The sequence below is a fragment of the Actinokineospora iranica genome (genome assembly GCF_900101685.1).
GTDB classification, from domain to species: domain Bacteria; phylum Actinomycetota; class Actinomycetes; order Mycobacteriales; family Pseudonocardiaceae; genus Actinokineospora; species Actinokineospora iranica.
In genome coordinates, this window is record NZ_FMZZ01000023.1 from 1 (window position 1) to 22,048 (window position 22,048).

The window sequence follows — 22,048 nt, forward strand, 5'->3', positions numbered from 1 at the left end:
GATCCGCACCACCAACACCACCATCACCACACCGGCCACAGCCGCGGAGAACCGCCACCCCCAGCCGTTGTAGCCGAACAACCACTCACCCACCGCGATCAACGACTTGCCCAACGGCGGATGCACCGTCAACTCATAACCGGCGTTGTCCTCAAACCCCCCATTGCGCAGCATCTGCCACGCCTGCGGCACATAATGCTTCTCATCGAACACCGGAGTGCCATGATCAGTCGGCCACCCCAAATCCCACAACCGCACAAACCCACCCAGCAACCCGACCACAGCGGTCACCAGCCAGCCGCGCAGCCGGTCGGCGGGCATGGGGGTAGCCAACGCCCGCCCGGGGCTGGCGGGCGGGCGTGGTGGGGGGTCGGTCTTGGGGACGGTCTCAAGCAGCATGGCCGGGCTCCCCGCGGGCCCGGCTCATCAACCGCCCCAGTACTGGGTGAACGGCGCCATCGCTTCGCGGATCCGGTCGGCCACGGTGGCGGGTTTGGCCTGCGCGGGCTTGGGCTCGGCTTTGGCCTCGGTCTTGCGCTGGACGGGCACGGCCTGCTTGGGCACGGGCGCCTGGACCTGGGTGGTGGCGGCAGCGGCGGCGGGTGGCGCGACCACGGCCGCCTCGGCGACCCGGGCGGACGGGATCTTCGGCTGCGCGACCGGGGTCGTCGGCGCGGGCGGGTGCTGGGTGCCCGCGACGTCCCTCGGCTCGGATTCACCCGTGACCGCCAACAACGCGCCCGCCGCGACGGCCAACCCCGCCGCGGCTCCCGCGACGCGACGGGGCAGGGGGCTGCGCCCGGGAAGGTCACGGCCTTCCCGGGACAGCACGTCGGCGACGGGCACAGAACGGGCCCGCGAATCCGGTCGCCAGGTCGTCACGGCGACAACACCTCCTGGTTGTGCCAGTCGGTCACATGCCCGCGACCTTGCGGCAGGTCGGCGCCTTGCCGAAGGCGTCGTTGATCTCGGGGTTCTCGCGCAGGTCCTTCATCGGGCCTTCGCTGTACTTCTCGAACACGTCCGTGCTCGCGCCGAGTTCGGTGAGGGCGGCCTGGAACGCGGCCGGGTCGTTCGTCGGGGCTGCCTCGACCTTCTTGATGACCGAATCGAGGGAGGTCTTCGCGCCGTCGATGTTGGCGAGGGCCTTGTCCACCACGGCGGAGCCGTTGGCGACCGGCGGGGCGCCCGCGCCGGTGATGGTGTCGCCGACCTGGGTCAGTCCCTCGCTCAGCGTCCCGAACAGGGTGAGCAGCCCTTCCTTTGTCTTCGCCGGGTCGGTCGGGTCGAAGGCGGGGAACTGCGTCGTTTTCGCGCTCGTGGCGTCGACCGACTGGCAGACCTTTTCCACCCAGCCGACGGCGGGGCTCTCCGGCGGCGGAACCGTGTCCGGGGAATCCGAACTGCAGCCTGCCAGGGCGGCGGCCGCGACCAGCACCGACGCGAGAGCGGGGACGAGACGACCCATCATTAGTCTGCTTCCTTCTCGAAAAGACGAAAAGAGATCGCGCCGAAGCCATATGCCGGCTGCGAATGTCCGCCCCTGGCCCACTTGGCGACTACTGGATGAAACCCTACTGAAACACCAACGGCCCCGGCAAGAACCACCAAGGAACCAGCGTGGACCTTTCGAGGGTTTTGTCACCCCCACACAGTCCCGGTGGGTAACTTTTGAAGGTTGCACAGGGCGAGCCGCCTCGATCGGGTGCCGCCATCCGGGTGATGCGTCCGGCCACCTGACCCATGACGTGGGAAAATCAAGGCGAAGATCCACCGGAGCGGACGCACGGCAGTGGTCCGTCCGGCCGATCGAATGAGGGGCCGACAGTGGTTTTGTCACAAACTCACAAGACGCCGGTTCGGTTTCCACCATTTTCGCAGAAAGCTGCGGTAACTTATGACCCATACGAGTGTCGCAACCGTCACGTAACGGTTGCATTTGACACACCCGGTGTGCCGAACTTATGGTCGTCGTCACAAAATAGCGCCCGCCCGACGGCGCGCTGCGGCGGAGTTTTGTGAGCGACAAGGGGACGAGAATGCCGATAGAACTGGGCAACCGACCCGCACCCCCGACCACTCGGAAGGACCAGCACAAAGGAAGCCGACCACAGTTTCCTACTCCGCACGGACCCGTATCGAGGATTCCGTCGCAGGACGACCGGGCCACCGCGCTCTGGGCGAGCCTGCCAAGGGAGTTGGTTGCGCGCTTCCGTCCGATGGTCGGGCAGCTCACCCAAGACATGATCCGCGAGATCCAGCGCGCGGTGCCCACCTACGCCCAGCCGCTGGAAGGCCACTTCGGCGCCATCATGGTCGCGGGCGTCGAGCAGGCGGTCATGCGCATCCTCGACACCGTCGGCGTCGGCGGCGCCCAGGACGAGAACTGGGCCAACGTGTTCCGCCAGCTTGGCCGGGTCGAGTTCGGCGAGGGCCGCAGCCTGGACTGCCTGCAGACCGCCTACCGGGTCGGCGGCCGAGTGGCCTGGCGCCACCTCGCCGCGTGGGGCCAGCAGCAGCGGCTGCCCACCTCGATGCTGACCGTCGCCGCCGAAGCGATCTTCGCCTACGTCGACGAGATCTCCACCCTGTCGATCGAGGGCTACACCGCGGCGCAAGCCCAGTCGGTCGGCGTGATCGAACGATGCAGACGCAGGCTGGTCGAGCTGATCCTGAGCGAGCCGCCCGCATCGATGGCGACCATCACCAAACTCGCGGGCACCGCCCGCTGGCGGGTGCCCGACTCCGTGGCGGTCGTCGTCGTCGAGCAGGCGGCCGACGGCGAGTCCGACGAGTTCAGTGGCCCCGGCCTGCACGAGGACGTGCTGACCGACCTCGACGGCGAGATGCCGTGCCTGGTGATGTCGGACCCGCAGCGGCAGCTGCGCGGCCTGCACGAGCAGCTGCGCGGCAGGCGGGCCTGCGTCGGCCCGATGGTGTCGCTGCGCGAGGCGGCGACCTCGCTGCGCTGGGCCCGGCGCGCCATGGGCCTGGTGCACCGCGGCGTCATCAACGACGGCCCGGTCACCTGGTGCCGCGACCACCTGTCCACGCTGTGGCTGCTCGCCGACGAGTTCCTGGTGCGCGAGCTGCTCAAGCGCACGCTGGCCCCGCTGGCGGACCTGACCGCGAAGCAGCGGGCCCGCACCGCGGAGACCCTGCTGGCCTGGCTGGAGACACGCGGCAGCGCTCCCGAGATCGCCGAACGGTTGCAAATCCACCCCCAGACCGTGCGCTACCGTATGCGCCAGGTCGAGAAGCTGTTCGGTGACCAGCTCGCCGACCCGGACTCCCGGCTGGACCTGGAGATCGCCTTGCGCGCGCACCGGCTGCTGTGGCCGGGCGACCGCGCGCACGACGGCCGGGAAACACCCGCCCGCGCGAGCTGAAACCGCTTCCCTAGGCCGACGGCCGGTCCCGCCCAGCGGGACCGGCCGTCGCCCTATCCCCGCTGTCGTACTCAAACAGTTCGCAGAAGCAGCCCCCAGGCTTGTCGGCTCATGATAATTTCTCTCATATCACAAGCGTATTGCAGAATAAGTCTCGGAGAAGTTCCGCCGAACCCGCGAATCACTGTAGATTCCGTGACGGGTGACACGCCTGCCTGCCTTTGCGTGACCGGCACGGAATAACGCCCGAAATACGTTGACGGCAATCTTCGACCGGCCGGTCGGGATTGGCACGCACCAGGAGGCCGACGGTGTCAGAGCAGCGCGACGAACCGGACGGACTAGCCGAGTTCCCGCTGCGGATAGCCTTCGACTCCCTGCTCTCCCCCGCCGCGGCAGGCGACCGGGACGACCAGGACGTCAGCTCGATCGACCTGTGGTCCCTGCTGCCGTCGAACCTCGCGCCACTGTTCCGCCCCGGCGTGCAGGACCTCACCGAAGAGATCCGCAGCGAGCTCAACCGGGCCATCCCGGCCTTCGGCAGACGCATGGACGGCTCCTTCGGCCGCTCGGTCACCGAGGGCATCCAACAGGCCATCATGCAGTTCATCGACCGGCTCGCCGACCCCACCGCCCCACAGGACGACCGGGCGCAACTGTTCCGCGAACTCGGCGTCCACGAGCTCTACGACGGGCCGATCCTGGACGTCCTGCAGACGGCTTACCGGATCGGAGCCAGGGTCGCCTGGCGGCGGATGTCGCAGGTGGGAGACCGCGCCGGGGTGCCGACCTCGACGCTGTGCCTGCTCGCCGAGGCGATCTTCGCCTACATCGACGAGCTGTCCGCGCTGTCGGTGGAGGGGCACGCTTCGGTGCGCGCTCGCGAAATGGGCGCCCTGGAACGTCGTCGGCGGCAGTTGCTGGAGGTCATCCTCTCCCCCGCTGCCGCGACTCCGCAGACCCTGGCCCGGCTCGCCGAGGCCGCGCGGTGGCCGGTTCCGGAGCGGGTCGTCACGGTGGCGCTGGAGTTACGCGGGGATGAGCCTGAGCAGCTTCCCGGGGCCACCCTCGACAGCCGCATCCTGGTGGACCTGGAGGGCAACGAGCCGTGCCTGGTGCTCGCCGAGGAGAACCGGGACGCGCTGCACAAACTGAGCCAGGAGCTGCCTGGGTGGCGGGCGGCGGTGGGCCCCACGGTGCCGGTGACCGAGGCCGCGGAGTCCTTGCGGTGGGCCCGGCGAACGTTGGGGCTGGTGAGCCAAGGGGCCCTGCCGGACACGGACGTGACCTGGTTCGACCGGCACATGTCGGTGCTGTGGCTGCTGAACGATCCGTTTCTGGTGCAGGAGATCTCCGAGCGCGCGCTGGCTCCGATGGCGGAGTTGACGGGGAAGCAGCGGGACAAGCTCAGCGAGACATTGCTGATCTGGCTGGAGACTCGGCGTAGCGCGCCGGAGATCGCGCAGCTGCTGGATGTGCACCCGCAGACTGTGCGGTACCGGTTGCGGCAGCTTGAGCGGCTGTTCGGGGCCAACCTGGAGGATCCGGACCGGCGGTTCGACATCGAGGTGGCGTTGCGGGCCCGGCGGACGCTGCGGGGGTTTGAGCATTCTCGGTGAGGGGTGCTCGGGGGGCTGCTCTGGAACTGGCTGTGGGGTCTGCTCGCTGGGGTGCTTGCTTTCGTGGGGTTGCTCGATGGGGTGGAGTGGTTCCCGGACTGGTTCGCGGGGGTTGCTCGCGAATGCTTCTTGGCCTGGCAGGAGGGCGGGTGTCCTTGCTGCTCCACCCCATCGAGGACCTGACAGGGACGGGTGCGGTCTTTGAGGTGGGACGGGTTCTGTCCGCTTCTGCCGAGGATCTGGCAGAGTTGGGTGCGGCTGGCTAGTGGGTGAGTGCGCTGCTCTGCTCCCATCGGGCACCTGGCGACTTTGGGCGCGGTTGGCAGGAGAGCAAGTTGGATCATCAGCCTCGGCTGGTGCGGGTTCGGCCGGTGCCCCAGCCGTGTTCGCGGACGACCTGGTTGCCGATCACGGTATGTATCGTGCGACGCGGGCGAGCAGGGTCGGGCACCACTTCGCCGTGCTCGTCGAGGTCCCAGACCTGGGAGTTGACGGCCAACCACCTGACGCCTGCCGGACGTTCGCCGGTGCGGCACCAGTCCAGGATCACGTCACGGAGTTGGTCCAGTGGCAGCACAGCGACTGGTGGAAAGATCACCGGAGTCGGCAGGTCGTAGAAGATCGACGGGGCATCGGCCAACGGGTCGGGGTTGAGGGCGATCCAGGCCCAGTCGTCGCCGGGCGGGGTGAGGTCGTCGTGGAAGAACGCGGCCCCGTAGCCGCCGTGGTAGCCGATCCGCAACCATCGACGGGGGCGCTTTCCTTGCGGACCTGGGAATGTCGCCGGACCGCCCCACACGTGAAACCAGGTCTCCGTAGGATTGTCCTCCCGGAGCAGCGCGTCCACCAACCAGGCGTGTTCGTTCTCGTCATCAGCGACCAAATGCGGAAACACCGATCCGTTGTGATGACCGATCACGAGCCGGTCAGCGATGTCCACCTATGCACCTCCGGGTAGCTTGGTCGGCTTCGCCTTGCCGGGCGACCACACTTCGAGCAGATACCCGCGTGGCGGTAGTGCGCTGGTGAGCGCGTCGCACGTTTGATCTTCGTCGGCGCACACGCCCTTGCTGTTGTTGATCACTGCTACCACGTGCTTGACGCCGGTTTCGCGCATCCAGCACGCGAGCTTCACCTCGGCGTGCGACGCGGCTGGGTAGCGCCCTGCTCGGTCGGGCGCGAACCCGAGGTCACGCAACTTCTTGGCCACCTTGTCGTAGTCGGCGTCCTCGCCGCTGGTGTACCGGTGCTCGGCGCCGTCCTGGTCGCCACGACGCGCCCTCCTCGTCTTCGCGCAAGCCGTGAGACAACGCGGTTTGGCTGGGGGTCTCCGGGCTCTTGTGGTCTGCTCGATGGGGTGGAGTGGTTCCCGGGCTGGTTCGCTGGGGTTGCTGGCAAGGCCGGGTACGGCTTTGTGGGGGGCGGGTGTCCTTGCTGCTCCACCCCCCAGCGTGCATCTGGCAGCCTTGGGTGCGGTGGCAGTAGGGCGGGTGTCTTGTCCCGCTCGTACCGAACGCCTGGGTGGGTGGGGTTGGTTGGCAGGTTGGCAGGCGCCTTCACTGCTTCGCTTCCGCGAGCAGCCAGCAGGGGGGGGGCGGGGTGGGCCGGGAAGCGTTGAGGATGGGAAATACGTGAGAGGGCAGGCGCAAGGCGCCTGCCCTCTCTAAGCGGATGCTCACCCAACAGCGGTAGGGTTTCAAACCACCGCCAGGGCATCGCGCGTGGACGGGCGACGCTGCCTGTCCTGATAGGTTTCCCCGACCGGCCCCCAAACGCGGCCGACACGTTGAGTTTACCTATTGGGCCATTTAGGGGACAAGCGTTGGGACGTAATTCACCGAAGATCGATGACAATAGCTCTGCGTATTGTCACGTTCTGCGTGAAATCACCTGGGGATGAGTTGGGAGATCTTCCAGCGGCCGTCGTCCTTCTCCGCGGTCACGCTCAGTTGGGCGCCGCCGGAGGTGGGTTCGCCGGTGTCGCCTCGGGTGGCGCTTTGGTCGAGGAAGACCAGGAGGGTGGCGCGGTCGCCGTCGAGGACCGAGACGCCGGAGATCACTACCTTGGAGCGGAGGACCAACTTCTGCGCGGGGGCCTGTTCGCGGACCTGTTGGAACAGGCGGACGTACTGGGCTGACGCCTCGCCGGTGAGGAGGTCTCGGGCGGCCAGTTCGGTGACCACGGTGTCGTCGAACTTGTAGGAGAAGATCTTCTCCAGGCCGTCGCGGACGGCTGTGCTGACTTCGGCTGTGGCCGCGATGTCCACCAGGGCCGTGTTGTCGCTGGCCGCGTCGCGGACCTGGTCGGCGCGGATGGTCATCCAGACGCCCGCGCCAGCCAGGAGCAGGGCTAGGGCCAGGAGGACCAGCGCGAGCACCGGGCGGCCGCGCGGGGGGGCCTGCTCGGTGCCCGCGTCGCCTGCCGGGGTCTGCTCGTCGGGTTCTGGAGTGGCGTCCGGGGCGGCGGTGGGGTGCTGCTCGGCTCGGGACGCCTCTTGGGCTGCTCGGCGGGCCGCGCGGCCCGCCACCACCGGCCTGCGGCCGCCGCGGGCCGTGGTGTCGGGGCGTCCGGTGCGCATATCGGGTGTTCCTCTCGCTTCGCCGGTCAGGCCGTGCTCATCGGGACCTGGCCGAGGGCGCTGAGCAGCCAGCCCGACTCGGTCCTGGTCAGCTCGGCCTGAAACCGGCTGCGCTTGGTCGCGGGCTGGCCGCCGTCGGGGATCACCACGATCTCCACGGCGGCGATCGCCTTCGCGGTGCCCCGTTCGGTGTCCAAGTCGGTCAGGGCCGCGTCGGTGACCCGGCCCTCGCTGGTGGTCTTGGCCTCGATCACCCGCTGCTTGCTGGCCTCACGGGTCTGCGCCAACTCCTCGCGCAGGCCGCCGGTCGAGCCCGCCAGCCAGCGGTCCAGGCCCTTGTCCACCTCACGGTAGTCCAGCGTGTTGAAGGTGGCCACGCCCGACCGGGCCGCGGCGAGGGCGTTGTCGCGCTCCGCGGCCCTGGCGGCGTCCTGGTCTGTCTCGGCCGAGTACAGGCCGTAGCCCGCCCACAGCGCGAAGCCGAGCGCCACCGCGAGGACAGCGGCGGCCACCACCAGCAGCGGCGAGCGCGCCGTGCGCTGGGGATCGGTGTCGGTGTCGCTGTCGGTGTTGTTCATGTCCGCTTCCCTGGTCGGCACGCTGGTCACGGAGTCAGGGCCAGCATCTCGTCCAGTGAACCGCGCAGCCGCGGACTCTGCTGGTCGGGCAGGGTGCTGGTGGCGCCGTAGCTCGCGGGCGCGACCGCGGGCGGGACACCGCCGCCGGACGGGGCGTTCTGCGAGCCGCGCACGTTGCCGCTGCTCGGGGCCAGCGCGCAGCGCGCGTTGGTGTTGAACGGCGCTGGCGAGGTGTCCAGGCCGTTGCGGTAGCGGGTGCCCTCGTAGCCCGCGGTGCACGGCAGCGGGTCGAAGAACGTCGAGGACAGGCCGAAGTGCGCGCCGTCGGGCCGGATCACGTCACCGGCCACCGCCACCGCCTGCGGGGTGACCACCAGCATCTGCTCCAGCCCGTTCTGCCGGGTGGCCAGGACGTTCGAGGTCGTCAGCAGGTTGGCCAGCACCGCGCCCAGCGACGGGCCGCTCTCCTGCAACAGGGCGCTGACCTGCGCGGCAGCGCCGGGCGCGTTGCCCAGCAGGGACCGGATGTCGGCGTCGGAGCGGCCAAGCTGCTCGGCGATGAGCTTGCTGTTGACCGCGAGGTTCTTGATGGCCGCGGAACTCTCGGCCTGCGTGGTCAGCACCGTGCCGGAGTCCTTGATGAGCGACGTGGTCTGCGGCAGGTTCTCGGTGGCGAGCTTGGTGAAGCTGCTCGCCGAGTCCAGCAGCGCCTGCAGGCTGGGGCCGGTGCCCTGGGTGGCGAGGTAGAGCTCGTCCACCAGCGAGCGCAGTTCCTCGCGCGGCACCGACTCCACCAGCTTGTCCAGGTTGAGCAGCACGGTCTCGCTCGCCAGCGGGATCTTGGTGGACTCGCGGCCGATCACCGAGCCGTCGGTGAGGTAGGGCTGGCCGTCGCGGCGGGGGCGCAGGTCGACGTACTGCTCGCCGACCGCGGACCGGTTGGCGACGACGGCCTCGGTGTCCGCGGGGACCTGCGGGGCGTCGTCGCGGATGCGCAACTCGACCTCGACGCCGTCGGGAATCAGGTGCAGATCGGCGACCCGCCCGATGGCGACGCCGCGGTAGGTGACCTCGGCGTTGGAGAAGATGCCGCCGGAGTCGGCCAAGCGGACCTTCACCCGGTAGCCGGTCGCGCCGAAGAGGGCGTCGAGGCCCGCGTAGCGCGCGCCGACATAGCTGATGCCGAGCAGGGCGACGAGCACGAAGATCGTCAACTGCACCTGGACCCGTCGGGTGATGATCACGAGCCTGCACCTCCGTCGGTCTCAGGCCGGCCGAGGTCGGCCGAGGGCAGCGGCAGCGGCGCGGACGCGGGGGCGGGCCTGCCCTGCCCGTGCGTCCGCGAGTTGAGCGAGAGGTAGGTGTTGATGTAGTCACCCTTGATCGCGTTCATCGCGCCGTCGGTGAACGGGAACGTGAACAGCAGCTCCATCGCCTGCGGCAGCTGCTGGCCCGCCTCGTTGAGCTTGCGCAGCGTGGGCTCCAGGGCGCGCAGGTCGGCGATGATGTTGTCCTTGCTCTTCTTGATCACGTCGGTGGCGACCCCGGAGAGCGAGTTCAGCGCGTTGAGCATGTTCACGAACTGGGTGCGCTGCTCGGAGAGCACCTTGATGCCGGGGGTCAGGTTGTCCAGCAAGCCGTTGATCTTGTCGCTCTGCCCGGCCAGCGAGGTCGAGAGCCGGTCGAGGCCGTCGAGCGCGCGGACGATCTCGCCGCGGTGGCTGTCGAGGCCGCCCGCGAAGGTGTTGAGGTTGGTCAGCAGCGCGTGGATGTCGCTCTCGTTGCCGTTGAGAGCGGCGTTCAGCTCGCGGTTGATCTGCTGAAGCTGACCGACGCCGCCGCCGTTGAGCAGCATGGACAGCGCGCCGAACACCTCTTCGATCTCGGTGTTGCGGTTGGTCCGCTCCACCGGGATGTTCGCGCCGTCGGCCAGGACGCCCTCGCGGGCTTCCTCGGCCGGGTCGTCGAGTTCGACGAACTTCTCGCCCAGGACGCTGGACTGGCGCAGCCGGGCCAGCGCGGTCCCCGACAGCCGCACGGACCCGTTGACCGCGAGGGTCACCCGGGCGATGCGGCCGTCCGGGGCCAGCTCGATGGCCTCGACCTTGCCGACGGTGACGTCATCGACCTTGACCCCGGACTGCGGGACGAGGTCGAGCACGTCCTTGAAGTCGGCGGTGACCCGGTACGGGTGGTCACCGAGGTCGGCGCCGCCGGGCAGGTCCACGCCATAGAGGCCGGAGCCGCAGCCCGCGAGCAGCGTGGCGCCGAGCGCGAGAACCGCCGCCCGGGTCACCGCTTTCCCGGTCTGCCGCGTCCTCCGGAGTGTCAACGCGCGCATCAGTTGCCTCCCTGCGCGTCGGCCGTCCGCGGCAGCGGCAGCATCGAGTACTCGTTGAGGTTGGCCCGGCCGTCGATGGTGTGGGTCGCCGGGTCGTAGGCGTTGACCACGTTGGTCAGCGCGAGCGGCGCGGTGTCGAGCGCCTCGGCCAGCGAAGCACGCTGGTCGGAGAGCAGCTTGGTGGTTCCTGCCAGCTTGTCGACGTTGGACTTGATCCGGGCCCGGTTGTCCTTGATGAACCCCTCGACCGCGCCCAGCGCCACGGACAGGTCCTTGAGCGCCGCGTCGAAGGTGGCGCGCTCGTCGGCGAGGAACTGGGTCACCGACGAGAGCTGGTCATCGATCTGGCGGACCTTGTCGTCGTTGGCCGCGAGCAGCGCGGCGAACTTCGAGAGGCTGTCGATGGTGGTGAACAGGTCGTCCTGGGAGCCGTTGAGGGTGCGGGCGAGGTCGCCGAGGTCGCGGACCGTCTGGCCCATGTCCGCGCCGTTGCCGCGCAGGTACTCCTCGGTGGTGCGGATCAGGTCGCTGAACGCGCCGTCGGTGTTGGCGCCCTCCGGGCCGAGCGCGGTGGTGAGCCGGTCGAGGCTGGAGAACAGCTCGTCGAGCTCGACCGGGACGACCGTGCGCTCCAGCGGGATCACCGTGCCGTCGGCGATGCGCTTGCCGGAGGTGAGGACCGGGGCGAGCTGCACGTAGCGGTCGCTGACCAGGCTCGGGGTGACGACCAGGGCGTTGGCGTTCTCCGGGACCGGGGCGTCGGCGTCGATGGTCATGACGACCTTGACGTTGGGGCCCTGCGGCTCCACCGAGTCGACGGTGCCCACGGCGACGCCGAGCACCCGCACGTCGGACCCGGCGTAGAGACCGACCGCCGCGGCGAAGTACGCCGTGAGCGAGCGGGTCTTGCCCTGGTTGACCAGCGCCCACGTGCCCGCGGCGACCACCATGACCGCGACCGCGCCGAGCGCGATCAGGCGCAGCAGGCGGGCCTTGCGCTTAGTCGTGGCCATCAGCGACCTCCCTTCGGCGGAACACACCCGGCGGAACCGTCCGCGGACGGAATGAGCCCGCAGATGTAGCTGTCGATCCATCGTCCGTTGCCGACAGCGTTGCCGATGAGCCGGTAGAACGGGCCCGCGAGGCGCAGGCTGCGGTCGAGGTTGTCCTGGTTCTTCTGCAGGACGTCGGTGACCCGGTCGAGCTGTTCGAGCGCGGGCCCGATCTGCGCCTGGTTGTCCGCGACCAGCGCGGAGAGCTGGCGGGACAGGTCGCGGGTGCCGCTGAGCAGCGCGCCGATCGCGTCGCGGCGCCGGTCGAACTCGGCCAGCAGGGTGGTGCCGTCGTCGAGCAGCGCCTGGAACTGGTCGGTGCGGCCTGCGAGGGTCTTGCTCACCCCCGCGGTGCTTTCCAGCAGCTGCTTGAGCTCCTGGTCACGGGAGGAGATCGTGTGCGACAGCTTCGACATGCCGTCCAGTGCGGTGCGCACGCTCTCCGGCGTGGTGGCCCCGAAGGTCTGCGAGAGCACCTTGAAGCTCTCCGCGAGCTGCGCGGTGTCGATCTCGCCGGTCGTCTTGGCCAGGTCGCCGAAGGCGTCGTTGACGTCGTAGGCGGTGACCGTGCGGTCCTGCGGGATCGGGGTGTCGGGGTCGAGTTCCTTGGTGCCCAGCGGGTCGAGCGCCAGGTTCTTCTGCCCGAGCAGAGTCTTGATCTTGATCGCGGCGACGGTCTGGTCGCCCAACCAGACGCCCCTGGCGCGGAAGGTCACCTTCACGTAGGTGCTCTCCAGCTCGACGTCGGTCACCTTGCCGACCTTGACCCCGGCGACCCGGACCTCGTCGTCGGGCTTGAGGCCCGCCGCCTCGCGGAAGTGCGCGGTGTAGACAGAGCCGCCGACCAGCGGAAGGCTCTCCCAGGTGAAGATCAGGACGCCGAGCACGGCCATGACGGCCAAGCCGACGAGGCCGAGCTTGACGGTGTTGCGTTCGCGGAACGGTTTCACGATCGGCACCTCGCGTCGGTGACCGGCAGGCCGATGTCGCCGGGCGACTGCCCTGGGGCAGGCGGGGCGTCAGTGGAGGCCGAGCACAGGTAGAAGTTGAGCCACGAGCCATACGACGCGGTCCGCCCGATGGCCTCGTACTTGATCGGCAGGTTCGCGATGAACTTGTCGAACGCCGGGGAGTTGTCCGCCAGCGTCTTCGACAGCGCGCCGAGGGCGTCGATGTCGCGACGCAGCGGCTCCCGGCCCTGTTCGAGCAGGCCCGAGGTGGCCGTGGTCAGCGCGGCGATGCCGTCGATCGCCTCGCCGATGGGCTTGGCGTCCCTGGCCAGGCCGCTGACCAGCTCCTGGGTCGTGAGGACCAGGGCGGAGAACTGGTCGCCCCGGGAGTTCATCTGGCCGAGCACGGTGTTGAGGTTGCCGACGACCCGGCCGAACACGTCGTCCTTCTGCGCCAGCGTGGTGGTCAGCGAGCCGATGTGCTTGAGCAGGCTCTCCACGGTGCCGCCCTCGCCCTGCAGGACCTGCACGACCTCCATGGACAGCTTGTTCACGTCCTCGGGCGAGAGCGCCTGGAACAGCGGCTTGAAGCCGTTGAACATCGCGGTCAGGTCCAGCGCGGGGCGGGTGCGCTCCATCGGGATGAGCGTGCCCTCCTTCAGCGACCCGGACCCGGTGCCCTGGTCGAGGGCGATGTAGCGCTGGCCGATCAGGTTGCGGAACTTGATCGTGGCGGTGACCGTCGGGGACAGCGCCCAGCGGCGGTCCACCTCGAACTCGACCTCGCTGAACCGCCGGTCGACGATCTTGATGTCGGTGACCTGGCCGACGCGCACGCCTGCCATGCGGATGTCGTCGCTGGGGTTCAGCGAGGTGACGTCACTGAACCGGGCGCGGTAGGTCAGGGCGTCGCCGGTGCCCTTGTTCGCGATGGTGATGCCGAGCAGGCTGGTGGCCAGCACGGTGATCACCGTGAAGATCAGGCCCTTGACGATCGGGCCGCCGAGGCCCTTCAACTGCTTCACGACAGCGTCACCTCGGTTCCGCGCAGGAGCGGGCCGACGAGCAGGCTGCTCCACTGCGGCATCTCACTCGGACTGACCCCTTCGACCGGCGCCAGCAGTTCGGCGATGAACTGGTTTTCCTCCGGGGAGTTCGCCACGCCCAAGCCGTCGGAGCCGAGGTCGGGCTGGTACGACGCAGGCGCGACGCCGCCACCGCCACCGGGGCAGCGGGGGCCGCCGCCCGCGTTGAAGACCGGCCGGTCGCGGCCGGGCACGTAGGCGCCGCGCGACTCCTTCACGGTGAGCTTCACGTGCAGGCCCGGCTCGTTGGTGCCCACGCCCGCCATCTTGTCGATCAGCGGCTTGAGCCGGATCACCGCGTCGGTCAGGCAGGGGAACTCCGGCGAGTAGCGCGCCAGCTTCTCCAGGGTCGGGCGGCTGGCGTCGGCCAGGCTGATCAGCGTGTTGTGGTTGGCGCGGAGGAACTTGTCCACGTCGTTGGTGGTGCTGGTCAGCGACTTGAACAGCTCCGCCACCTGGTTCTTCTGCTCGGCGAAAGTCTTGGCGGTGACGGTGAGCCCGTCGAGCGCCTCCACGATGTCCGGCCCGGCCGCCTCGTAGACCTCGACGGTGTCGGCCATCCGGCTGATGTCGGTCTGGATCTGCGGCATCTGCGGGTTGAGCTGGTCCAGATACTGGTTCATCGTCGCCAGGGTCTCCCCCAGCGGCTTGCCCCGGCCCTCCAGCGCCTGCGCGATCGCGCCGAGCGAGCTGGACAGCTTCTGCGGCTGGACCGCCTGCAGCACCGGAAGCAGGTCGTTGAGCGCCTTCTCGACCTCGATGGCGCGCATCGTGGTGTCCTGCTGGATGACGTCGCCTGCGGCGAGCGGCCGGGAGGGACGCTCGGGCACGATCAGGCTGACGTAGCGCTGGCCGAACAGCGTCTTGGGCAGCAGGCGCGCGGAGACGTTGCTCGGCAGCAGGGGCAGCTTGTCCGGGTCGATCGCGAGGTCCACCGCGACGCCGTCGCCGGTGGTGCGGACCTGCTTCACGGTCCCGACCATCACGCCGCGGATCTTGACGTCGGCGTTCGCCTTGAGCTGGTTGCCGACCCGGTCCGTGTGCAGGGTGACCGGCGTGGTGGTGACGAATGCCTTCTGGTAGATCGCGATCGAGAGCCAGCCCAGCGCGCCCAGGATCACGATGAAGACCAGGCCCAGCGCCCGGTTCCGCAGCCGCGTCGCATTCATCCGGCCACCCGCACCGTCGTCGTCGCGCCCCAGATCGCCAGGCTGAGGAAGAAGTCCATGACGCTGACGATCACGATCGACGTCCGCACCGAGCGGCCCACCGCGATGCCGACGCCCGCCGGGCCGCCGCTGGCGCGGTAGCCGTAGAAGCAGTGCGTGAGGATGATCGCGACACTGAAGATCATGACCTTCACGAACGACCAGAGCACGTCCTCCGGTGGGAGGAACAGGGTGAAGTAGTGGTCATAGGTGCCCGCCGACTGCCCGTACACCTCCACCGTGATCGTGCGCGCCGCGAGGTAGGCGGTCAGCAGGCCGATCACGTACAGCGGGACGATCGCGATGAAGCCCGCGATGATCCGGGTGGTGACCAGGTACGGCAGCGACCGCACGGCCATCACCTCGAGCGCGTCGATCTCCTCGGAGATCCGCATCGCGCCCAGCTGCGCGGTGAAGCCGGAGCCGACCGTCGATGACAGCGCCAGGGCCGCGGCCAGCGGGGCGATCTCGCGGGTGTTGAGGTACGCCGAGAGGAAGCCCGCGAACGCCGCGGTGCCGATCTGGTTCAGCGCGGAGAAGCCCTGCAGGCCGACCACGGTGCCGGTGAAGACCGACAGGCCGACCATCACGCCGATGGTGCCGCCGATGACCGCGAGCGCGCCGCTGCCGAAGCTGACCTCGGCGAGCAGCCGGACGATCTCGCGGAAGTAGCGGGTGATCGCGAACGGCGCCCACGCCAGCGCCCGGAAGTAGAACCGGAGCTGGTCGCCGAGGCGCTCCAGCGCGTTGAACGGGCGCTGCAGGCTCGGGCGGTAGCGGCCGCTGAGGATCGCCACGTCATGCCCCCTTCGCCGGAATGAGTTGCAGGTAGATCACGCTGACCACCAGGTTCACGAAGAACAGCAGCAGGAATGTGATGACCACGGACTGGTTGACGACGTCGCCGACGCCTTTCGGGCCACCCTTCGGATTGAGGCCCCGGTAGGCGGCCACGAGTCCGGCGAGGAAACCGAAGATCAGCGCCTTGATCTCGCTCACCCACAGGTCGGGGAGCTGGGCAAGGGCCGAGAAACTGGCGAGGAACGCGCCAGGGGTGCCGTCCTGGACGACCACGTTGAAGAAGTAGCCGCCGCAGACGCCGACGACGCTGACCATGCCGTTGAGCAGGATCGCCACCGCCATCGCGGCCAGCACCCGGGGCACGACCAGGCGCTGGATGGGCGAGACGCCCAGCACCATCATCGCGTCGATCTCCTCGCGGATGGTCCGCGAGCCAAGGTCGGCGCAGATGGCCGAGCCGCCCGCGCCCGCCACCACCAGGGTCGTGACGATCGGGCTGGCCTGCTGGACGACCGCGAGCACGCTGGCCGCGCCGTTGAACGAGTCGGCGCCGATCTGCGCGGTGAGCGAGCCGAGCTGCAGGGTGATCACCGCGCCGAACGGGATGGACACGAGTGCGGCGGGCATGATCGAGACGCTGGCGATGAACCAGAACTGCTGGAGGAACTCCCGGATCTGGAACGGGCGCTTGAACATGGCCACGACGACGTCGAGGCCCATCGCGAACAGGTTGCCGAACTCGCGCAGCGCGCCGGTGACCGCGTTGCTCGCCGCCTCGATCGGCGAACGGGTGGTGGTGCTCACTGATCGCCCCCGTCGCGCCGCCACGGACGCAGCCTCGGCCGCGTCGCCGGGGCCTGCTGCACCTGTTGCGGCGGGATCGGGCGGGTCGCCTGGTGCGCCTGCTGCGGCGAGACCGGGCGGGACGGGGGGCGCTCGGGCAGCGCGGTCGGCATGGCCATGCCCGCGGTGCGGCGGCGCCAGTCCTGGTAGCGGTCGAAGTCCTCGCGGCTGAGGCTGGCGAGGATGCCGTGCTGGGCAGGCTCGGGCAGCGTGTGCAGGATCTGCATGACCCGCTGGCGCCTGCGCCGGGCCGCGTCGCGCGGCGGCAGGCCGGGAGTCGGCTCAAGCTGCGGGACGACGCCGCGCATGTCCTCGCTGGAGCCGTCGTGGTGGCCAGCCTCCAAGTGCGCCTGCTCCTGGGCCATCTGCGCGGAGTCCTTCTCCTCGGACATGCCGATCGGGCCGATGCGGCGGCCGTTGAGGAACTGCTCGACGACCGGCTCCTCACTGGTCAGCAGCACCTCGCGCGGACCGAACATGACCAGTTCCTTGCGGAAGAGCATGCCGAGATTATCCGGCACGGTCCGCGCGACGTTGATGTTGTGGGTCACGATCAGGATCGTCGCGTCGATCTGCGCGTTCAGGTCGATCAGCAGCTGCGACAGGTACGCGGTGCGGACCGGGTCGAGACCGGAGTCCGGCTCGTCGCACAGGATGATCTGCGGGTCGAGCACCAGCGCGCGGGCCAGCCCGGCGCGCTTGCGCATACCGCCGGAGATCTCACCGGGCAGCTTCTGCTCCGCGCCGAGCATACCGACCATGTCCATCTTGGACATGACGATGTTGTGGATTTCCTTCTCGCTCTTGCGGGTGTGCTCCCGCAGCGGGAAGGCCACGTTGTCGTAGATGCTCATCGAGCCGAACAGGGCGCCGTCCTGGAACAGCACCCCGAACAGCTTGCGGATCTCGTACATGTCCTTCTCGGGACACGAGCACAGGTCGACGCCGTTGATGACGACCCGGCCCTTCTCCGGCTTGAGCAGCCCGATCAGGCACTTGAGGAACACCGACTTGCCGGTGCCCGACGGACCGAGCAGCACGCTGACCTCACCAGAGGGCAGAGTGAGCGTCACGTCCCGCCAGATGGCCTGCCTGCCGAACGACTTGCTCAGGCCCTCGACGACGACCTCGACACCCATCACACCTCCCGGGAGAACTACTGTGGACTATCGGCGGCTTCGGCGGCTGGGCGGGCCCGGCTCGCGAAGCACGAGACTGCGGCTATGGCGCGGGCGCCGTCGTTCCCCGTGAGACCAGCACGTTCTCGACCTCGTTGCCCGGACCCGACACCAGCCCGCTGATCAGCTTGTCGAGGTTCTCGGTCGTGCCGCAGCCGGTGAACGCTGGGATGGCCGCGACCGACTTCAGGACGCTGCGCTTGCCCTCGGGGAGCTTGACCGCGCCTTCCATCGACAGCTTCAGCGGGGTCGCGGTGCGGCAGTTGGGGCCGACCTTGAGGTCGACGCCGTCCTGGCGGACCTCGAGGACCTTCAGGGTGACCTCGGCTGTCGTCTTCTTGAGCGTGGCGGCGAGGTCGCCGTCCTTGTCCGGCGCGATCGTGGCGAAGCCGTTGACGGTGCCCTGCCCGGAGAGCTTGTTCGTCACGGGCATGAACTTGAAGACCACCAGGTACGCCTCAGTGGGCTTGAGGTCGATCGTGCCCGTCATCTTGTTGCCTTCCGGGCCGGGGGCGGCGATTTCGATGTCGGTCGCCAGCGCACCGGTCAGCACCACGTTGGTCTTGAGCTTCGCGATACGCGTGGTGGCGGTGAGGTCGAAGTAGTACATGAGCCCCTGGGCCGTCACCGGCGGCTGGGCCAGCGCCCGGTTCTCCGCCGGGGCCTGGGGCGCGGCGGGGGCCTGCGCGGCGCGGGGGGTCACGTTGACCGTGCCCAGCGCGCCCGCGCCCGGGTTGGCGGCGCAGTCGACGGTCAGGCCGCCGCTGCGGAGGGTGGCGTCGAGGCCGCTCAGCTCCACTTTCGCCTCGCCCTCGGCGGGGGTGAAGGTGACGGTCTTGCCGATCGCGACGACGCCGAGCTCACCGCCCCCGGGGAGCGGGTTCGACGAGGTCAGGTCGGCGACCTGGAGGTTTTGGGGGGCGTCTCCCTGGTGCAGGGCGAGCTTGGGGCGCACGGCGGTGTCGACCGTCGTCCCGCCGCCCCGCAGCGCGTCCACGACGGCGGCGGGCAGGGTCAGCTTCGCGGTGGGCTCAGCGGTCACCGCGTCGCCCGCGACGGCGGTCGAGGGCACGGTCAGCCCGAACTCGACCGGGACGTCGACCCGTTCCCCGTCCGGAAGCGTGCAGCCGAAACTGCCCGCGGCCGTGGTCTGGCCCGCGGTGGCGGCGCCGGTGAAGTAGAGCCCGCCCGCGACCGCGGCGCCGACCGCGACAGCGGCGATGACTCGCACCGCGACACGGCGGCTCTTCCGAGACCGGGAAACGTTCATGAGACGACCACTCACCTGCCGGATAATAAGCGGAGGGAATAGGCGCAAACCGCACGCCGAACCACGGCAAGGGACGTTACCAGCGTGTCACCAGCATGACAACAGTGCTTTCCCTACCGATGCGTAATGGCGCGGGACTTGTCACGGGTCGCGCAATTCCATGGTCCACTTTGTGCACTACCCAGCACACGGCGGGGCGACACAGGCCCCTCCAGCCCAGGTCGCACGGGCCAGACCCTGCTGTTTTGTGCGTGGTCGAGCAACTTCTCCTGGGAAGTTGTCACCGAGCGCCGAGTTCGCATGAGGTATCGAAACACGGATCGGGAATGATTCGGCCACCATTGCATCACGTGCGTTCAGCGGCCTACGTTACCTCGCCGCGCCGCCTCCGCGCATCACCGGAATCGACGCATTCGCCGGGCTTTTTCTTTGGCAGCGGCGATTTCTGGTCGCGTCATCGTAGGCGCTGTCGGCGGGGTGCTGTCCGGTGGGGTGGCTGTCTTGGTCGGCTCGATGGGGTGGAGTGGTTTCCTCGGGGCCCCAACGAAGGAGCCACGCCATCCCATCGAGCACCTGGCAGCTTCGCGTGCGGCTGGCAGGGGTGTGCCGTGCGCTCGTTCACCCATCGAGCGCTGAGATGGGCGTCGGTGGGTCCGGCGGGTGGGGTGGGTTTTGACCGGGTGCTCAGGCTCCTTCGCGGACTGAGCGGAGCCGCTGGCGTTCCTCGCGGATCAGGGCGCAGGCCTCGCTCAGCTCGCGTGGTGATCTGGCTTTGGCCAGGAGGCGGGACGCCTCGGTGTAGGCGGCGGTTGCCCGGCGGCGCTGTTCGGCGACGATTCCGCCCGCGCGGCGGGGCACCGATTCGATCTCGTCGGCGAACTCGGAGATCTCGGCGCTGACCTCGTCGAGGACCTGTCGGAACACGACCTTGTCGCGGCGTCTGCGGGCTCGGTTCCACTTCGCGAAGGCGACCGCGCCCGCGGTTGCCACCACCAGTGCCGCCAAGACGACCAGCACGTCTGTCATGCCGCGTCTCCCGCGTCCACCTGCTGTTCGAGCAGGTCGCCTTCGGCCAGGACTCGTTTGAGCACCTTGCCGGTCTGGTTGCGGGGCAGCTCGTCCACGAAGATGACCTCGCGCGGGACGGAGAACCGGGCCAGGCGCTGGTGGACGTAGGCGCGGACGCTGTCCTCGTCCAGGCGGGCGCCGGGGCGCACCACCACGTAGGCGACCAGCCGCTGCCCGTACTCGGCGTCCGGGACGCCGATCACGGCGGCCTCGTCCACCTGGGGCAGGTCGACCAGGACCTCCTCGACCGGGCGGGGGAAGACGTTCTCCCCGCCGGAGACGATCATCTCGTCGTCGCGGCCGGAGACGAACAGGCGCCCGTCCGCGTCGAAGTAGCCGCGGTCGCCGGTGTCCATGAGCTCGTTGCGGACCTCGCGGCCCGCGCCGTCGGTGTAACCGTCGAAGAGCATGTCGTTGCCGACGAAGATCCGCCCGACCACCCCGGGCGGGACCGGCTTGCCGTCCGGGCCGAGCAGCCCGAGCCGGGTGCCCTGTGGGGCCCTGCCCGCGGTGGTCGGCGCGGCGCGCAGGTCGGCCGGGCCCGCGATGCTGGCCGCGGAGACCTCGGTGGAGCCGTAGAAGTTGTAGAGGATGTCGCCGAAGGTGTCCATGAACCCGGTGACCAGCGCCCCGGGCAGCGCGGAGCCGCTGCTGGCCACGATCCGCAGGCTGGAGGTGTCGTAGCGGGCGCGCACCTGCGCGGGCAGGTTCAGGATGCGCTGCAGCATGATCGGCACCGCGAACAGCGCCGTGCACCGGTGCTCGGCGATGGCGGCCAGGGTCGCCTCGGCGTCGAACCGGCGCTGCACCACCAGGCCCGCGCGCAGCGGCATGGCGATCTGCAGGGCGGTCAGACCCCAGCTGTGGAAGATCGGGGCGGCCACGAAGATCCGGTCGCCCGCGCGCAGCGGGATGCGGGAGAGCACCTGCGCGGCGTCGGCCAGGCCCGGGGTGGGCCGACGGGCGCCCTTGGGGGTGCCGGTGGTCCCGGAGGTGAGCACGATGAGCCTGCCCGGCTCGGGCGGCGCGGGCAGCGGATCGGTGGCCCCGGCGTCGACCAGCTCGTCGACGGTGGTGTTGACGTGGTCGCTGGGCTCGCCGGTGCCCACCAGCGGAATGTCGTCGGGCAGGTAGCGCAGCAGCGGGGTGAACTCGTCGTCGGCGACCAAGACGACCACGGTGTGCCTGCGCACCATGTCGTCGATCTGCGCGCCCGCGAGCCCGGTGTTCAGCAGCACCGCGTCCGCCCCGAGCTTCCCGCACGCGACCAGCGTCTGCACCATCGCGGAGTGGTTGCGGGCGAGCACGCCCACCTTGCTGGCCGGACCAACGCCGAGACCGGCCAGGCTGTGCGCGAGGCGGGTGCTGCGCTCATCGACCTGGGCGAAGGTCAGCTCACGGTCCTCGTCGGTGATCGCGGGCGCCTTGGGCGACCGCGCGGCCGCGGCGCCGTAGCCGCCCGCGAGGGTCGCGCCCCACTTGGCGAGCGCCCGCAGCTGCCGCAGCGTCTTGTCGGGCCGGGCAGGCATGAGGATGCCCGCGCTGATCAGCGTCTTGGCCACGTGCAGCGCCGACCCGCGCGGCTCCCGGTGCCGGTCGGCCCGGGTGTCGGCGACCCCGGCGAGGTGGTCGGACACCCGGCGCAGCCCGTCGCGGGCCCAGGTGCGGATGTCGGACTCCGACCAGGACGCGCCCAGCTCGTGGCGCAGCATGGGCTTGAAGAAGACGATCTTGACCTGGGTGCGGTCGGGCCCCGCGTCGCTGAGCCGGATCGAGACCCAGCCCCCGGTGTCCGGAACCCCGGAGAGCACCAGCTGCTCGTCGCGCCGGTTGATGACCGTGCGCAGCCGGTGATCGATCACCGCGTTCGTGCCCAGACATGCCCGCAGCGCGTACTCGGCGGGCGCGCCGTAACCATCGGTGGCGAGCTTGTCGCAACTGCTGACCCCTCGGAAGAACCGGGGGTAGCGGGCGGGCTCGCCCAGGATCTCCCACAGCTCGGACCGAGAGTGATCCATCGTCATGTCGAAAACCACGCAGTCGGCAGCCATGACACCCGTCCTCGGTCTAGTCCCACCTCGGTTCAC

General features: G+C 69.4%; 21 protein-coding genes. 2 read left to right on the top strand and 19 right to left on the bottom strand.

Features of this window, described 5'->3' with window-relative positions; translation table 11 throughout:
• The 3 genes from BLS56_RS28805 to BLS56_RS28815 all read right to left on the bottom strand — a co-directional run.
• The coding region (locus BLS56_RS28805) for a phospholipid carrier-dependent glycosyltransferase (RefSeq protein WP_139191054.1) at positions 1 to 399 on the bottom strand (399 nt) is incomplete at its 3' end.
• A gap of 27 nt (positions 400 to 426) precedes the next feature.
• Positions 427 to 882 carry a hypothetical protein gene (locus BLS56_RS28810; RefSeq protein WP_139191055.1) on the bottom strand — a complete coding sequence of 152 codons (456 nt, stop codon included), beginning with the start codon at positions 880 to 882 and terminating at the stop codon, positions 427 to 429.
• Positions 883 to 913: 31 nt separating this feature from the next.
• Entirely contained in the window at positions 914 to 1,471 is a 558-nt protein-coding gene (locus BLS56_RS28815; protein WP_091457326.1) for a hypothetical protein, read from the bottom strand.
• Positions 1,472 to 2,219: 748 nt separating this feature from the next.
• Between BLS56_RS28815 and BLS56_RS28820 the strand changes: the two genes are divergently transcribed.
• Both BLS56_RS28820 and BLS56_RS28825 read left to right on the top strand, forming a co-directional pair.
• Entirely contained in the window at positions 2,220 to 3,389 is a 1,170-nt protein-coding gene (locus tag BLS56_RS28820; RefSeq protein ID WP_228772016.1) for a helix-turn-helix domain-containing protein, read from the top strand.
• A 311-nt stretch (positions 3,390 to 3,700) separates the two neighbouring features.
• Entirely contained in the window at positions 3,701 to 5,008 is a 1,308-nt protein-coding gene (locus tag BLS56_RS28825; RefSeq protein ID WP_228772017.1) for a PucR family transcriptional regulator, read from the top strand.
• Positions 5,009 to 5,351: 343 nt separating this feature from the next.
• Here BLS56_RS28825 and BLS56_RS28830 read toward each other — a convergent pair whose 3' ends face one another.
• The 16 genes from BLS56_RS28830 to BLS56_RS28905 form a co-directional block, all read right to left on the bottom strand.
• A complete protein-coding gene (locus BLS56_RS28830) occupies positions 5,352 to 5,948 on the bottom strand; it encodes an Imm1 family immunity protein (protein ID WP_091457332.1) in 597 nt (198 codons plus the stop codon).
• Positions 5,949 to 6,458: a DddA-like double-stranded DNA deaminase toxin gene (locus BLS56_RS28835; protein ID WP_091457334.1), complete on the bottom strand. Its 510-nt coding sequence runs from the start codon at positions 6,456 to 6,458 to the stop codon at positions 5,949 to 5,951.
• Between the two features lie 436 nt (positions 6,459 to 6,894).
• Positions 6,895 to 7,587, bottom strand: coding sequence for a nuclear transport factor 2 family protein (locus BLS56_RS28840; protein ID WP_091457336.1), 693 nt, complete (start codon positions 7,585 to 7,587; stop codon positions 6,895 to 6,897).
• Positions 7,588 to 7,613: 26 nt separating this feature from the next.
• Positions 7,614 to 8,165 (bottom strand): hypothetical protein, encoded by a 552-nt coding sequence (locus tag BLS56_RS28845; protein WP_228772019.1) that lies wholly within the window; start codon positions 8,163 to 8,165, stop codon positions 7,614 to 7,616.
• Positions 8,166 to 8,191: 26 nt separating this feature from the next.
• Complete coding sequence (locus BLS56_RS28850; protein ID WP_091457417.1) at positions 8,192 to 9,406, bottom strand: MCE family protein; 1,215 nt, start codon at positions 9,404 to 9,406, stop codon at positions 8,192 to 8,194.
• Positions 9,406 to 10,506, bottom strand: a complete 1,101-nt coding sequence (locus tag BLS56_RS28855) for an MCE family protein (RefSeq protein WP_091457342.1) — start codon at positions 10,504 to 10,506, stop codon at positions 9,406 to 9,408. Before BLS56_RS28855 ends, BLS56_RS28850 begins: the two co-directional genes overlap by 1 nt.
• The gene (locus tag BLS56_RS28860; protein WP_091457343.1) at positions 10,506 to 11,519 is read right to left on the bottom strand and encodes an MCE family protein; all 1,014 of its coding nucleotides are present in this window, start codon (positions 11,517 to 11,519) and stop codon (positions 10,506 to 10,508) included. Before BLS56_RS28860 ends, BLS56_RS28855 begins: the two co-directional genes overlap by 1 nt.
• Positions 11,519 to 12,508, bottom strand: coding sequence for an MCE family protein (locus BLS56_RS28865; RefSeq protein ID WP_228772020.1), 990 nt, complete (start codon positions 12,506 to 12,508; stop codon positions 11,519 to 11,521). The genes BLS56_RS28860 and BLS56_RS28865 overlap by 1 nt, the downstream gene beginning before the upstream one ends.
• Positions 12,505 to 13,524, bottom strand: coding sequence for an MlaD family protein (locus BLS56_RS28870; RefSeq protein ID WP_091457420.1), 1,020 nt, complete (start codon positions 13,522 to 13,524; stop codon positions 12,505 to 12,507). The genes BLS56_RS28865 and BLS56_RS28870 overlap by 4 nt, the downstream gene beginning before the upstream one ends.
• Before the next feature lie 5 nt (positions 13,525 to 13,529).
• Complete coding sequence (locus tag BLS56_RS28875; protein WP_091457349.1) at positions 13,530 to 14,762, bottom strand: MCE family protein; 1,233 nt, start codon at positions 14,760 to 14,762, stop codon at positions 13,530 to 13,532.
• Positions 14,759 to 15,598, bottom strand: coding sequence for an MlaE family ABC transporter permease (locus BLS56_RS28880; RefSeq protein WP_091457351.1), 840 nt, complete (start codon positions 15,596 to 15,598; stop codon positions 14,759 to 14,761). The genes BLS56_RS28875 and BLS56_RS28880 overlap by 4 nt, the downstream gene beginning before the upstream one ends.
• A 1-nt stretch (position 15,599) precedes the next feature.
• Positions 15,600 to 16,322, bottom strand: coding sequence for an MlaE family ABC transporter permease (locus BLS56_RS28885; protein ID WP_091457423.1), 723 nt, complete (start codon positions 16,320 to 16,322; stop codon positions 15,600 to 15,602).
• Between the two features lie 80 nt (positions 16,323 to 16,402).
• Positions 16,403 to 17,584 (bottom strand): ABC transporter ATP-binding protein, encoded by a 1,182-nt coding sequence (locus BLS56_RS28890; protein ID WP_091457354.1) that lies wholly within the window; start codon positions 17,582 to 17,584, stop codon positions 16,403 to 16,405.
• Positions 17,585 to 17,666: 82 nt separating this feature from the next.
• Positions 17,667 to 18,908: a DUF6801 domain-containing protein gene (locus BLS56_RS28895; protein ID WP_139191056.1), complete on the bottom strand. Its 1,242-nt coding sequence runs from the start codon at positions 18,906 to 18,908 to the stop codon at positions 17,667 to 17,669.
• A gap of 669 nt (positions 18,909 to 19,577) precedes the next feature.
• Positions 19,578 to 19,919, bottom strand: coding sequence for a hypothetical protein (locus BLS56_RS28900; protein WP_091457359.1), 342 nt, complete (start codon positions 19,917 to 19,919; stop codon positions 19,578 to 19,580).
• Positions 19,916 to 22,012, bottom strand: coding sequence for an AMP-binding protein (locus BLS56_RS28905; protein ID WP_091457362.1), 2,097 nt, complete (start codon positions 22,010 to 22,012; stop codon positions 19,916 to 19,918). Before BLS56_RS28905 ends, BLS56_RS28900 begins: the two co-directional genes overlap by 4 nt.
• Positions 22,013 to 22,048: the final 36 nt, after the last annotated feature.

Excerpts from the sequence above, each read along its gene's own strand:
- BLS56_RS28855 (WP_091457342.1), bottom strand. The coding sequence starts at position 10,506 with ATGCGCGCGTTGACACTCCGGAGGACGCGGCAGACCGGGAAAGCGGTG.
- BLS56_RS28875 (WP_091457349.1), bottom strand. The coding sequence starts at position 14,762 with ATGAATGCGACGCGGCTGCGGAACCGGGCGCTGGGCCTGGTCTTCATC.
- BLS56_RS28815 (WP_091457326.1), bottom strand. The coding sequence starts at position 1,471 with ATGATGGGTCGTCTCGTCCCCGCTCTCGCGTCGGTGCTGGTCGCGGCC.
- BLS56_RS28820 (WP_228772016.1), top strand. The coding sequence starts at position 2,220 with ATGGTCGGGCAGCTCACCCAAGACATGATCCGCGAGATCCAGCGCGCG.
- BLS56_RS28890 (WP_091457354.1), bottom strand. The coding sequence starts at position 17,584 with ATGGGTGTCGAGGTCGTCGTCGAGGGCCTGAGCAAGTCGTTCGGCAGG.
- BLS56_RS28845 (WP_228772019.1), bottom strand. The coding sequence starts at position 8,165 with ATGAACAACACCGACAGCGACACCGACACCGATCCCCAGCGCACGGCG.
- BLS56_RS28840 (WP_091457336.1), bottom strand. The coding sequence starts at position 7,587 with ATGCGCACCGGACGCCCCGACACCACGGCCCGCGGCGGCCGCAGGCCG.
- BLS56_RS28860 (WP_091457343.1), bottom strand. The coding sequence starts at position 11,519 with ATGGCCACGACTAAGCGCAAGGCCCGCCTGCTGCGCCTGATCGCGCTC.
- BLS56_RS28905 (WP_091457362.1), bottom strand. The coding sequence starts at position 22,012 with ATGGCTGCCGACTGCGTGGTTTTCGACATGACGATGGATCACTCTCGG.
- BLS56_RS28885 (WP_091457423.1), bottom strand. The coding sequence starts at position 16,322 with ATGGGCCTCGACGTCGTCGTGGCCATGTTCAAGCGCCCGTTCCAGATC.
- BLS56_RS28900 (WP_091457359.1), bottom strand. The coding sequence starts at position 19,919 with ATGACAGACGTGCTGGTCGTCTTGGCGGCACTGGTGGTGGCAACCGCG.